This is a genomic window from Clostridia bacterium, from assembly GCA_035561135.1.
GTDB lineage: Bacteria > Acidobacteriota > Terriglobia > Terriglobales > Acidobacteriaceae > DATMYA01.
Map to the genome: position 1 here is coordinate 1 of DATMYA010000048.1, position 12,493 is coordinate 12,493.

Below are 12,493 nucleotides of genomic sequence, written 5' to 3' on the forward strand. Positions count from 1 at the left end.
CCGGAACTTGATGTTCGGGTTGTGCTTCGCCAGAACCTTCGTGATCGCCGCCGTCAGCGTCGTCTTGCCATGATCAATGTGCCCAATCGTCCCAACGTTCACGTGCGGTTTGCTGCGGTCAAATTTCTCTTTCGCCATTGCTCGAGCTCCGTTATTGATTTCTTCAGCAAGCGCAACTTGCGCTGTTGTTCGCTGCTTCCGCCCGCGCTAACGGACGGCGAGAATTCACTACCTGCCCACTGGCTTGCCTTGCACCTTGGCCACGATTTCCTCGGCGACCGAGCGTGGCGCTTCTTCGTACCGCGAGAAGTGCATCGAGTAGGTCGCGCGGCCTTGCGTGCTACTGCGCATATTCGTTGCGTATCCAAACATCTCGGCCAGCGGCACCATCGCCTTGATTACCTGCGATCCGGCGCGATGCTCAATGCCTTCGATACGGCCGCGGCGGCTATTCAGGTCTCCGATGATAGCGCCCATGAACTCTTCTGGTACCACCACTTCAACCGACATCACCGGCTCCAGCAGTACCGGACTGGCTTTGCGGGCCGCTTCCTTGAAGGCCATCGAACCGGCGATTTTGAACGCCATTTCGTTCGAGTCAACATCATGGTAGCTGCCGTCGTACAGCGTGGCCTTCACGTCCACCATTTCGTAACCGGCGAGAACGCCACCTTCCATGGCTTCCCGAATACCCTGATCGATCGGCTTAATGAATTCCTTCGGAACCGTGCCGCCGACAACATCGTTCACGAACTCGTATCCCTTGCCAGGCTCGTTCGGTTCCAGGCGGATCTTCACATGTCCGTACTGACCGCTGCCGCCCGTCTGGCGAATGTACTTGCCTTCCGCGTCGGACTTCTTACGAATCGTTTCGCGATATGCGACCTGCGGCTTGCCGACGTTCGCCTGAACGCTAAATTCGCGCATCATGCGGTCGACAATGATCTCCAGATGGAGTTCGCCCATGCCGCTGATGATCGTCTGGCCGCTGTCGGGATCGGTGTGCACGCGGAACGTGGGATCTTCCTGCGCCAGCTTGCTCAGTGCGACGCCCATCTTTTCCTGGTCGGACTTGGTCTTCGGCTCAACTGCAACGTGGATCACCGGAGCCGGGAACTCGATAGACTCAAGCACAATCGGGTGTTCTTCTGTCGAAATCGTGTCGCCCGTGGTCACGCCACGCAGTCCAACACAGGCACAGATATCGCCAGCAAAGATCTCGGTGATCTCCTCACGCTTGTTGGCGTGCATCTTGAGAAGGCGTCCGATACGCTCACTGCGCTGCTTGGCGCTATTGAGCACGTTGTCGCCGGTCTTCAGATGTCCGGAGTAAACCCGAATGAACGTCAACTGACCGACGAACGGATCGGTCATGATCTTGAATGCCAGCGCCGCGAAAGGCTCCTTGTCGTTCGCGCTGCGAGTCTCGTCCAAACCGGTCTCGGGATTCTTGCCAACGACCGGAGGAACATCCAGCGGCGAAGGAAGGAAGTCGATGACGGCATCGAGCAGAGGCTGAACGCCCTTGTTCTTGAAAGCCGTGCCACAGATAACCGGGAACAGCTTGAGCGCGAGCACGCTCTTACGCAGCGATGTCTTCAGCTCAGGGGCTGAAATCTCTTCGCCGTCGATAAACTTGTGCATCAACTCATCGCCATCATCGTTTTCGACAATGGTTTCAATCAACAATTGGTGATAGCTTTCAGCTTTCTTTTTCAACTCGGCAGGGATCTCCTCCACCGAGTACTCGGCACCCATCGTCTCGTCATGCCATAAAATGGCCTTCATCGAGAACAGATCGACGACGCCTTTGAACTTATCTTCCTGACCAATGGGAATCTGAATGGCGATGGGGCGGGCATTAAGGCGCTTACGGATGGTATCAACGGCGCGCTCAAAATCGGCGCCCATCTTGTCCATCTTATTGATGAAGCAGAAACGCGGAACGCCATACTTGTCAGCCTGGCGCCAGACGGTCTCCGACTGCGGCTCCACGCCGTGGACGGCGTCGAACACAGCCACTGCGCCATCCAGCACGCGCAAAGAACGTTCCACTTCGGCAGTGAAATCCACGTGGCCAGGCGTGTCGATGATGTTAATGCGAATGTCACGCCAGACGCAGGTTGTGGCGGCAGACGTAATCGTAATGCCGCGCTCCTGCTCCTGCGCCATCCAGTCCATCGTCGCCGTGCCTTCATGCACTTCACCAATGCGGTGTGTGCGGCCGGTATAGAACAGGACGCGCTCGGTCGTAGTGGTCTTACCGGCATCGATGTGAGCCATGATGCCGATATTCCTGCAACGTTCTAATGGAACTTCTCTCGCCAAAACTCTTACCTATTCCCTCGTCATTTCGCCGGCACCCTCGACGGCGCACTTCTTACAGATTGGCAGCCGAGGATGGCTGCCCCACTCACACGGCCCGTTTGTCGCGTCCGGCAATCCCCGGGAACGCCGGAGAAGGCCACCTGCTGATTACCAATTACCAGCGGTAGTGCGCGAAGGCCTTGTTGGCCTCAGCCATACGGTGGACATCTTCTTTCTTCTTCATCGCCGCGCCTTTGCCATTGGCGGCGTCAAGCAACTCATTCGTCAGCTTGTCGACCATGCCCTTTTCGGCACGCGCGCGCGCATAGCTGACCAGCCAGCGGATGGCCAACGAGGTGCGACGATCGGGATTTACTTCGACCGGCACCTGGTAGTTAGCGCCACCGACACGGCGGGTCTTCACTTCCAGAAGAGGCTTGCAGTTCTCAACCGCCTTCTTGAACAGCTTGAGGGCTTCGTCTCCGCCCTTCTGCTGCAACTTGTCCATGGCTTCGTAGAAGATGCCCTGCGCGGTGCTCTTCTTGCCCTGCCACATCATGGAGTTCACGAACTTATTGACAAGAGTCGAGCCATAAACCGGATCGGCTATCGGCTCCCGCTTCGAGATGTGTCCTTTTCTCGGCATGCTTTCCTCAAAACCTCACGCGCTACGCCTTGGGGCGCTTCGCTCCATATTTCGAACGGCTCTGCTTGCGGTTGGCAACGCCGACTGAATCCAACGTGCCGCGAACAACGTGATAGCGGACGCCAGGCAGATCCTTCACGCGGCCGCCGCGGATCAGCACAATCGAGTGCTCCTGCAGGTTGTGGCCGACGCCGGGAATGTAAGTCGTTACTTCAATGCTGTTGGTCAGGCGAACGCGAGCGACTTTACGCAACGCCGAATTCGGCTTCTTCGGCGTCTGCGTGTACACGCGGGTGCAAACACCACGCTTCTGCGGACACGCCTGCAGCGCGGGACTAGCCGTCTTATACCGCGGCGCCTTGCGACCTTTACGCACGAGTTGATTAAACGTAGGCACTCTTGCAGCTCCTTGTATTGCAGGCGGCCATACGCACGCCTGCGGCAGTCGCACCGCTGCGCTCGGCGCAGAGCGGTAACGTATCTGCTTCAACCCTTGATAAGGGACTGATCGGCAACCGGAAATCCCTTGTCGCAAAGACGACTGGGCCGGGGCCTGACCATACTTCCCCGCAGGCTCAGAGAACAGCTTTCGGGGAACTTGGGTTTCCTTGAGTTGGCCAGCGACGGTGGCGCTATGACCCGCTCACGCGGAAGCACTCCGTTTCGAAGACCTCGATCTGCATACCCTTCCGCATAGCGCGGAAGGTAGCGCAGATCTGTTTCAGCGAGGGTGCCCTAATCTCGGACGAAACGAACACGTCCTCGGGCAAACATCTCGACAGCTCAGCCAGAAGAGCTTTGGGCAAGCCGACCGCTAACGATCACACACACGCTCGTCAACGAAGACTTGACTCGCAGAACCTAGCAAATATAGCAACTCAGGAGTTGGCCGTCAACCTTGAGCTCACGAAATCAGGGCTCGCAATTGACAAAACGGATTCTACCACAGCTTTTCCGCGCTCGTGCCCAACCACTCATCCCGGCAGGCGCGATTTTTCGCGGGGCCGCTCCCTGCCGGCCGATCACAATCGGCATTTCACGCACCTTCCAATCACGCGTTCCGCGGCAGATACATCAATCGCAATCGCCAAGACTGGCGGACAATACTCATTCACCGCCGAGCGCTGTACGCAGAGAGGTGGACGTTGGCGCTGCCGCAATCTGAAATTGTACTCGGCTCGAGTGAACCCGTCCCTCAGTAGTGGTCGACGTTGTAAGCCTTGCGCTTACAAGGCGTAAGGCGCTGCGCAACTTGCCGAATTATGCCTGAGCCTCTACACTGATTTTTCCACCCAATCGCGGTACCGCGCCGTCATCTGCACTGCGCGGGGAGGATACATGGAGCGGTTTGCATCCAGGCTTTTTGTTTCATACGTCATCATTCTGGTGGCACTTTCGCTTGTTGCTTGCGGAGGCAGCCAGTTCGCTGAGGCCAACAAGGTAGCCAAGGTCACCGTCGCGCCCGCGACTCTGTCGATGAACAAGGGCGATGTTGTTCAGCTCACTCCTGTGGCCGTTGATGCAAGCGACGCGCAAGTCCTCGCGCAATTTTCCTACACCAGCAACAATCCCGAAGTTCTCTCCGTCTCTACGGCCGGGAACGTGTGCGCCGGTAAGTGGGACGCAAATTTCATTGTCTGCACACCTGCCGCCACGGTCGGTAGCGCCGAGGTGACGATTACAAGCCAGAGCGTCTCGACAAAGGTTCCTGGCGTTGTGCATGAGCACGTGGACATCGTTTCAGTGATACCGCCGCCGGCGGGCTGCATCTCTGCGAAGGAAACGCAGCAACTCACGGCGAAGGCGTTCAGCAAAGATGCCGCTGCGTGTGCGCGTCTTAACGCGACCGTTCCTTGCGAGTTGCCCGCTGCAACGCTCGGACAATTCACCTGGACCTCAACGGATTTGGACGTCGTCACTATCGACAACACCGTCGAAAAATCCGGCTTGGCTACGGCCGGCATCCCGGGACGAACAACGGTATACGCCGCGCTGAGTTCGAACCACAGCCCCAGCGTCAACTTCACAACTTGCCCGGTGGCTTCGCTGGCAATCACGGTGAAAGACTCGACCGCAGCGCCGTTCACGGTCGAGAAGGCGACGACGAAGGTCATTGAGGCGACGGCGATTGATTCAAAAAACAAGACGCTGGATAACGTTCCGATTTCCTGGTCATCGTCGCAACCGTTTGCGATGTCGATTACATCGTCATCAGCGACTCCGCAAACCGGTTCGGCAACGGCGAACGCAGCGGGAACGTCCACGCTGGTCGCTTCCTGCGTGCCTTCCACCTGCAATCGCAATCTCGACCCCGTTTTCAGCAATCCAATCATCGCCACGATCAGCGGCACGGCTGCGGGCACGGTATATGTCGGTAGCACCAGCAGCACGAAGCTCATCCCGGTGGACGTCGCCACAAATACGGCGGGAACCGCGATTACGCTGCCGCGCGCGCCGAATTCCATCCTGATCAATCGGCAAGGCACGAAGGGAATTCTGGGAGCGGACGCTGACGGGATCATGCTGCTCGACACGGCGTTGGTTACGGTCCAGACATTGGGCGTCAGTGGCCGCGTGGTCGCTTTTTCGTACGATGGCAGCATCGCGGTAATCAGCAATGCGGCGGCGAACAGCGTCACCTTCATCGATGTTCCGAAGGGTAGTGTGAGTCCGGCGCTCTCCATTCCCGGCGGGATCAAGGCCGCGGAGTTCACCCCGGATAACCGCTATTTGTTTATGGTCGGCAACAATCGGTTGTACGTCTTGAACCTGCTCACCGGCCTGACCGACCAGCCCCTTGGAGCCACGCCGAGCGGCGTTGCCTCGCTCGCGAACGGACCTGCCGCATACGTGACAATTCCCGGAGCGATACAGGCGCGCGCCACCTGTAACGGTACCGTCGTCGATACTCAGACGGCTGCGAATCCCACGCTTGTCGCTGCCATCCCGAATGGCGATGGCGTTCTGGCATACGACTCGCCAAACATTGTGCATGTCTCGAGCGTAAACGCGACGCAGACCTGCCCTCCTACGCTGACAGAAAGCAGCAACACGGTGGACCTGCTCGGCGGTAGCGTCTCCGCACGGCAGTTGCTCGTCACGCCGGATAGCAAGTTTGCCTTCATCACCAATGACAGCGCGAAGTTGCTCTCCTATGACTTGTCAGCAAAAACGGCGAAGACGATTACGCTGGCGGCGGGCGCAGCGGAGTCTTACACGCAAGGCGTAACGCTCGACGGCAAGACGCTCTACGTCGGCGCGAAGGACGGAACGCTGCACCGCATCGACGTGGCGACGCTGGCCGATGTGCAACAGATAATCGTGGGCCTCACAAAGGCTGATAACACGGCGGCAGTGCCCGATCTGGTCGCAATGCGCAACAAGTAGGCACTGACTGTTTTGCCAAATTAGCTAAACGTTCAACGAGGGCGCGGAAGAGCACCTCTTCCGCGCCCTTAGTTTTCGTTCCACTGATGACTGTGACCAACTAACCCATTCGCAACCAAAAGCAAAGGCCCTCGCGCGCGAGGGCCAGCTAATGTTTCTGTTCTGGCGAGAGTGCGATCAGGAAGAGGTACGGTCGTAATCCTCTGGATCGAGCCCGTGATACGCCAGCGTATCTTTCAGGCGATCACGCCACTCTTCCGGGGTGCACTCGATGAAGGCCAGCACCGCTGACTCCATCGAGATCTCGTCTTCTCCCTCGTCTTCGGCCAGGGATTCGGCGCGTGCGAAAGCTGCTTCGCGCACTGCATCGCGCACGCCAGCCGGCAGCTGCCTTAGCAATTCTCTCGCAATCTCGTTCGCTTCTTCAGACCATTCCATTACTTGTAAGCCCATCTGATCCGTATTCGAATCAAAATGAAAAATGACGTTGATGTACTACTTCTTGGCCGGCTCCAGGTCGCGCGCTACGCTGTCCAGCACTCCATTGATGAACTGCACCGACTCCGGGCTGGAGAATCTGCGCGCAATCTCCAGCGCTTCGTTAATGACCACGGGTTTTGGCGTCTTCGGAAACCCGATGAACTCCGCCACACTCGCCCGCAGAATGTTACGATCGACAGCCGCCATGCGGTCCATGCGCCAATGTTCGGCATGACCCTCAATCAGTTTGTCGATCTCTCCCGCGCGCTCGATTGCCAGCCGGAACAAATCTTCGGCAAAGCCCTTGACGCTGTCCTCCAGGTCGTTGCGTTCTGCCCAAAACGTCTTCATTACCTGCTCTGAAGTCTGCCGTCCCATGTCGGACTGGAACAGCATCTGCAAAGCCAGCTCACGCGACTTTCTACGAGTGCCCATAAACCCCAATCAGAATCTTGCAATAAAAACTTCTACCAATTTCTATTTCTTGTCCACTTGCTGCTTCAGCGAAGCCATCTCGACGGCAGCGAGCGCAGCCTCATATCCCTTGTTGCCGGCCTTCAGGCCGGCACGTTCGATGGCCTGTTCCAGCGTGTCGCACGTTAGCACGCCAAAGCCCATGGGCACTCCCGTCTCCTGCGATGCCTGACCCATGCCGCGCGTCACTTCGTTCGCGATCACCTCATAGTGCAACGTGCCGCCACGAAGAAGGCAGCCGAGACACACAATTGCGTCATATGTTCCGGTCTGTGCCAGATTGCGCGCCGCAACCGGAATCTCAAACGCACCCGGCACGCGCACGATATGAATATCCTCGTTCCTGGCACCGGTTTGGCGCAACGCCTGAAGCGCGCCGGCAAGCAGGCGCTCCGTAATGAACGAATTGAAACGCGCTACGACGAGCGCGAACTTCTTGCCCGAAGCTTCGAGCTTGCCTTCAATGCTCTGGTTTCGCCAGTCGTCGTTATACGAGAAAACGGCGAGCGTTCCCATCCCATTTGGCACCGCAAGCGTGAACATGCGCGCGCCCCAGTCGGCATCAGAAATCTCGTCCAGCACCTTGAAGCCGCGCTGCTGTGCGACCTGGTACACGGCGTCTGCGCTGTCCGCTTCCACGACCAAGTCGGCATTGGGGAAACCTTCGCCCATGCCAATCTCGACGCCAGCCTCGGGCGCGTCCAGCTTGATACCCCGGCTACGACGACCATCCCAGGCTTCGCCATGCGCGAGGCCAAGAGCTGAGAAGAATTGCTTGAGCGCCTCATAATCCGCGTCGGTCTTTACGACGAAGAGGCGATGAAAGGACTTGATCATGCAGCAAACCGCCAATCTCAGTGAGAAACCCTCATCCTACAGGAACGGTTCTGAGTTGTCAGTTGTCAGTTGTCAGTTCCGGTTGCCAGTGTTTGAAGCAGTTGCGGTTGGCGTATTGAACCCAACCACTTGTCGGGTGTCAGTGAAACACTTGTTCGTTCCCGGTGTCGTTCGCAGGATAATGCGCGCCTTCAGTCTCGCGCTGCACAAAAGCAACATTCATCACGACACACTTCCGCTTCACTAAACTTTCCACTATCACTACTGCCCACCATACTGGCGACAACTGGCGGCCGGCAACCGGCAACTGACAACCGACAACTGGTTCACTCGCCTTTGAACTCCGGCGTGCGCTTATTGAGAAAAGCTTGGGTGCCCTCGTTCTTGTCCTCGGTTGCGCAGCACAGGCCGAATAGCGATGCTTCCAGAAACAAGCCTTCTTGCAAGGACATCTCCATGCCCTTGTTGACGGCCTCGATGACGTACTGAATCGCGAGCGGCGCGTTGGCAATGATCTTCTGCGCGATGGCCTCAGCGCGAGCGATCAACTCAGCTTGCGGCACAACCTCATTGACGAGGCCGATACGCAGAGCCTCCTGCGCCGAGATCACATCTCCGGTGAGCAGGATGTGTTGCGCAAGCCCTTTGCCGATGAGTCGAGGCAAGCGTTGCGAACCGCCATATCCGGGAATGATGCCCAGCTTCACTTCGGGCTGGCCAAGCTTCGCGTTCTCACTGGCGAGGCGCATGGTGCACGCCAAAGCCACTTCGCATCCACCGCCGAGCGCGAATCCGTTGATGCAGGCGATCACCGGCTTTCCGCAGTTCTCGATGAGGTCGAGCACGGCCTGACCGCGGCTGGCGTACTCCTTGCCTTCCACGGCGCCCTGCGTCGCGAGTTCATTGATATCGGCTCCGGCGATGAAAGCCTTCTCGCCCTCGCCCGTCAGGATGACGGCACGGATATCGGTGTCGGCCTTAACCATTTCGAAGGCGCGGCCAAGCTCGGCCATGGTTGCCGTGTTGAGCGCGTTGAGAACCTTCGGACGAGAGATGGTGACGTACGCGATCTGCCTGCGCTTGTCGAATTTGATGTTCTCGAACTGCCAAGCTTGCGGAGATGAAGACATTGGAACTCCTGTCTGGCTATTCAAAATTGCACTCATTGGAAGGCAGCAAACAGCCACGATCGTTTCGGCACCGCACTGGGCGTAGTCGCGATCGACCTACGCACCAGTCGCTCTTTGCAAGGCTCCGCCACTTCTCAAAGCGGCATCCTGCGGTTCAGGCTTCTCCGGATTGCTCCAGTCATAAAATCCTTTGCCGCTTTTCTTGCCGAACCAGCCGGCCATCACCATGCGCTTGAGCAGCGGAGGCGACGCGAACCGCCGCTCCTTGAATTCGTCGAACATGACATGGGTGATGTAGTAGGTCGTATCGAGGCCGACGAAATCGAGCAGAGTGAAGGGCCCCATGGGATGCCCGCAGCCGAGCTTCATTGCGAGGTCGATGTCGGCAATGGAGCCGACACCCTCTTCGTAGGCGCGAATGGCGTCGAGAAGATAAGGCACCAGCAGGCGGTTCACGATGAACCCGGTTTTGTCGCTAGTGCGAACGGGAACTTTGCCGAGCCGTTGCCCGAACGAGAAAGCTGTCTCAAAGACCTGGTCGTCGGTGGCAATCGTGCGAACGACTTCGACTAGTTTCATCAGTGGCACGGGGTTGAAGAAGTGCAGCCCAATGAAGCGCTCGGGACGAGCCGTCGCCGTCATTACCTCTGTCACCGAGATCGACGATGTATTGGTCGCGAAAATTGCGCTCTTCTTCACGATCTTGTCGAGCCGGGCGAACATCTCTTTCTTCTCACCTGGGTTCTCGATAATCGCTTCGACGACGATGTCGCACTCGGCGAGATCCTCGGCGTTCATCGTACCCTTCAGACGTGCGCGCACGGTTTCAGCCGACTCTTTGAGCGTGCCCTTCTCGGCGAATTTCGCGAGCGACTTCTCGATGTTGCCAAAGCCTTTGTCGAGGAAGCGCTGTTCGGTCTCGAGCACCGTCACATCGAAGCCCGCCATCGCCGCGACTTGTGCGATACCGGAACCCATCAGTCCACAACCGAGTATGCCGACTTTCTTAATTTCCATTGTTCTTCCTTGTCATGAAGAATAGCCGCGGACCACGCGGGTTGAAGCGGATTCTGAGAGATCGAGGAGCACGGCCCTTAGTTACTGGCGTGTGCGGCAGAGCGTACGCGAAGCGCTCCACAAACTGACGCCATCGGCGCCATCAGCAACAGAGCCGCAAGTTGAGACCAGTTTTGCCCAGACGCGTTACTACCGAACATGGATACGACGGCACCAAGCGCGATGATGCCCGTCAGCGCATATGCCACTCGCAGCGTTCGCGCTATAGCAACGGCTGCGAAGCCGCCCACGCCGGCAAAAATCATTCCGTATAAGGTGCTGCCAATCATGAAGGCCGGCGCAGCCGCGCCGTGCGGGTCGCGTCCGAGGGCCGCGAACAGCGTCACAGCGGCAACGGCAAATATCAGGTATCCAACCACCACAGCCACAATCGCTCTCAGCACTCTGGTGCCTCCATCTGTCCGGTGTGGGATTGTATCTACCTTTGCAGGTTTTCAACGATCATCGCGATGCCCTGGCCACCGCCGATACATGCAGTCGCCAAACCGTACTTCGCCTTTCGACGCCGCAACTCGTAGAGCAACGTGATGACCAGGCGCGTGCCGGTCGCCCCTAACGGATGTCCGAGCGCGATGGCTCCGCCGTTCACGTTGACCTTCTCGCGATCGAGCCCGAGCTCTTTTTCGACCGCGAGATACTGCGCGGCAAAAGCCTCATTCACCTCAATCAAGTCGATGTCATCGAGCTTCAGGCCGGCTTTCGCCAGTGCCAGCTTCGAAGCGGGCACTGGGCCGGAGCCCATAATCTTCGGTTCGACACCTGCAATGCCCCAGCTCACGATGCGGCCCGTCGGGGCGAGGCCTCGCTTCTGCGCGTCATCCACGGACATCAGCACCACGGCCGCGCCGCCATCTACGATGCCGCTGGCGTTTCCGGCCGTAACGGTACCGTTCTTGCCGAATGCAGGCCGAAGCTTCGCAAGAGTTTCCATAGTGGTGTCGGGGCGGAGATGGTCGTCCTTGTCGAAGAGTTCACCCGTTGGCTCGCCCTTGCGATTTTTCAGCGCGACAGGAGTGATTTCCTCGCCCAGTCGGCACGCCTGCTGCGCATCGCCGGCACGCTTCTGCGAACGCAGCGCGAACTCATCCATGGCCTCGCGCGTGATTCCGTGCTGCTCGGCATAGAGTTCGGCGGTATTCGCCATGTACAGGCCGCAGTAGGTATCCAGCAGCGCGACCATCAGCGAATCTTCCAGCTTGCCTTCGCCTAGTCCAACGCCCCAGCGCATTCCGCGAATAACATGCGGCGCCTGTGACATGGATTCCATGCCGCCGGCGAGCACCGTCTTCGCCTCCCCGAGTTGGATCAGTTGTGCGCCAGAGACGATGGCCTGCATCCCCGAACCGCACAGACGGTTCACGGTCAGCGCCGGGGTTTCGATTGGCAGGCCCGCGCGCAAAGCAACATGACGCGCGCCGTAAAGGGCGTCGCCTGAAGTCTGTTGCGCGTTGCCGAAGATGGCGTGGTCGAAATCATTGGCGTCCACGCCCGAACGCTTGATGGCTTCCTGAGCCGCGACCGCGGCCAGTTCCATGGCAGTGAAGTCGCGTAGCTTGCCGCAGTAGCGCCCCATCGGCGTACGCACGCCGCTCACAATGGCGATGTCCGTCGGTTTCAGCATGCGTCCTGAACTTAGAACAAATTGGATTTTTGCAGTTACGGAACGAACTATTGGCGAAGCTCACGCACCCCAGCGCGGAAGCGACACCCCACAAGATGAAAAGTCTATCAGCGGCGAGTCAGCGGCGGCAAACACCAACATGCTAACGCGCTTCGCACCGCGGTTTCTTGGGCGGAAGCTGTCGCACTATTTCAGGCCCAATTTCCGGCCGCGTCTCAGGCTTCGTCTTCGATTTCCGGTTCAAAGTCATGCGAGCACTTTTGGCAATACCAGCGGCCAGGGTCCATGCTCGTGTCGGGACGTTCAAAGGGAGTGAGGGAGCTCGCCATTCGAACCACATTCTTGTTCGATCCGCAGCTCGGACACGCGGGGTTATCCATCGGGGTGGTGCTCAGATGAGTGCCGGCCATAACGTCCTCCGCTACGAACCAAAAATCATACTCCGGAACGGGAGCGGGTTTGAAAAAGAAAGGGGCATTGCGAACGTGGGCGAAAAACCTATCTTCTTTACGCCTCAGATTGCTACAAACTAAA

The 12,493-nt window shown here is 58.2% G+C and carries 12 protein-coding genes; 1 reads left to right on the forward strand and 11 read right to left on the reverse strand.

Annotation, left to right across the window (positions count from 1 at the left end):
- The 4 genes from VN622_09175 to rpsL all read right to left on the reverse strand — a co-directional run.
- The coding region (locus tag VN622_09175; protein ID HWR36025.1) for a GTP-binding protein at positions 1–138 on the reverse strand (138 nt) is incomplete at its 3' end.
- 90 nt (positions 139–228) lie between these two features.
- Entirely contained in the window at positions 229–2,328 is a 2,100-nt protein-coding gene (fusA, locus tag VN622_09180; protein ID HWR36026.1) for an elongation factor G, read from the reverse strand.
- Between the two features lie 154 nt (positions 2,329–2,482).
- Positions 2,483–2,953 carry a 30S ribosomal protein S7 gene (rpsG, locus tag VN622_09185; protein ID HWR36027.1) on the reverse strand — a complete coding sequence of 157 codons (471 nt, stop codon included), beginning with the start codon at positions 2,951–2,953 and terminating at the stop codon, positions 2,483–2,485.
- A gap of 22 nt (positions 2,954–2,975) precedes the next feature.
- Positions 2,976–3,350: a 30S ribosomal protein S12 gene (rpsL, locus tag VN622_09190; protein HWR36028.1), complete on the reverse strand. Its 375-nt coding sequence runs from the start codon at positions 3,348–3,350 to the stop codon at positions 2,976–2,978.
- Between the two features lie 941 nt (positions 3,351–4,291).
- Here rpsL and VN622_09195 point away from each other — a divergent pair.
- Positions 4,292–6,340 (forward strand): hypothetical protein, encoded by a 2,049-nt coding sequence (locus VN622_09195; GenBank protein ID HWR36029.1) that lies wholly within the window; start codon positions 4,292–4,294, stop codon positions 6,338–6,340.
- Positions 6,341–6,517: 177 nt separating this feature from the next.
- Here VN622_09195 and VN622_09200 read toward each other — a convergent pair whose 3' ends face one another.
- The 7 genes from VN622_09200 to VN622_09230 form a co-directional block, all read right to left on the reverse strand.
- Positions 6,518–6,793 carry a hypothetical protein gene (locus VN622_09200; GenBank protein HWR36030.1) on the reverse strand — a complete coding sequence of 92 codons (276 nt, stop codon included), beginning with the start codon at positions 6,791–6,793 and terminating at the stop codon, positions 6,518–6,520.
- 42 nt (positions 6,794–6,835) lie between these two features.
- Entirely contained in the window at positions 6,836–7,255 is a 420-nt protein-coding gene (nusB, locus tag VN622_09205) for a transcription antitermination factor NusB (protein HWR36031.1), read from the reverse strand.
- A gap of 42 nt (positions 7,256–7,297) precedes the next feature.
- A complete protein-coding gene (gene ribE / locus VN622_09210; protein HWR36032.1) occupies positions 7,298–7,810 on the reverse strand; it encodes a 6,7-dimethyl-8-ribityllumazine synthase in 513 nt (170 codons plus the stop codon).
- Positions 7,811–8,457: 647 nt separating this feature from the next.
- Positions 8,458–9,261, reverse strand: coding sequence for an enoyl-CoA hydratase-related protein (locus VN622_09215; protein HWR36033.1), 804 nt, complete (start codon positions 9,259–9,261; stop codon positions 8,458–8,460).
- 96 nt (positions 9,262–9,357) lie between these two features.
- The gene (locus VN622_09220; protein HWR36034.1) at positions 9,358–10,278 is read right to left on the reverse strand and encodes a 3-hydroxyacyl-CoA dehydrogenase family protein; all 921 of its coding nucleotides are present in this window, start codon (positions 10,276–10,278) and stop codon (positions 9,358–9,360) included.
- Positions 10,279–10,355: 77 nt separating this feature from the next.
- Positions 10,356–10,721, reverse strand: coding sequence for a hypothetical protein (locus VN622_09225; GenBank protein HWR36035.1), 366 nt, complete (start codon positions 10,719–10,721; stop codon positions 10,356–10,358).
- A gap of 35 nt (positions 10,722–10,756) precedes the next feature.
- On the reverse strand, positions 10,757–11,959 hold the full coding sequence (locus VN622_09230) for an acetyl-CoA C-acetyltransferase (GenBank protein ID HWR36036.1): 1,203 nt from the start codon (positions 11,957–11,959) through the stop codon (positions 10,757–10,759).
- Positions 11,960–12,493 lie beyond the last annotated feature (534 nt).

Excerpts from the sequence above, each read along its gene's own strand:
- rpsG (HWR36027.1), bottom strand. The coding sequence starts at position 2,953 with ATGCCGAGAAAAGGACACATCTCGAAGCGGGAGCCGATAGCCGATCCG.
- VN622_09195 (HWR36029.1), top strand. The coding sequence starts at position 4,292 with ATGGAGCGGTTTGCATCCAGGCTTTTTGTTTCATACGTCATCATTCTG.
- VN622_09200 (HWR36030.1), bottom strand. The coding sequence starts at position 6,793 with ATGGGCTTACAAGTAATGGAATGGTCTGAAGAAGCGAACGAGATTGCG.
- nusB (HWR36031.1), bottom strand. The coding sequence starts at position 7,255 with ATGGGCACTCGTAGAAAGTCGCGTGAGCTGGCTTTGCAGATGCTGTTC.
- ribE (HWR36032.1), bottom strand. The coding sequence starts at position 7,810 with ATGGGAACGCTCGCCGTTTTCTCGTATAACGACGACTGGCGAAACCAG.
- VN622_09215 (HWR36033.1), bottom strand. The coding sequence starts at position 9,261 with ATGTCTTCATCTCCGCAAGCTTGGCAGTTCGAGAACATCAAATTCGAC.
- VN622_09220 (HWR36034.1), bottom strand. The coding sequence starts at position 10,278 with ATGGAAATTAAGAAAGTCGGCATACTCGGTTGTGGACTGATGGGTTCC.
- VN622_09230 (HWR36036.1), bottom strand. The coding sequence starts at position 11,959 with ATGCTGAAACCGACGGACATCGCCATTGTGAGCGGCGTGCGTACGCCG.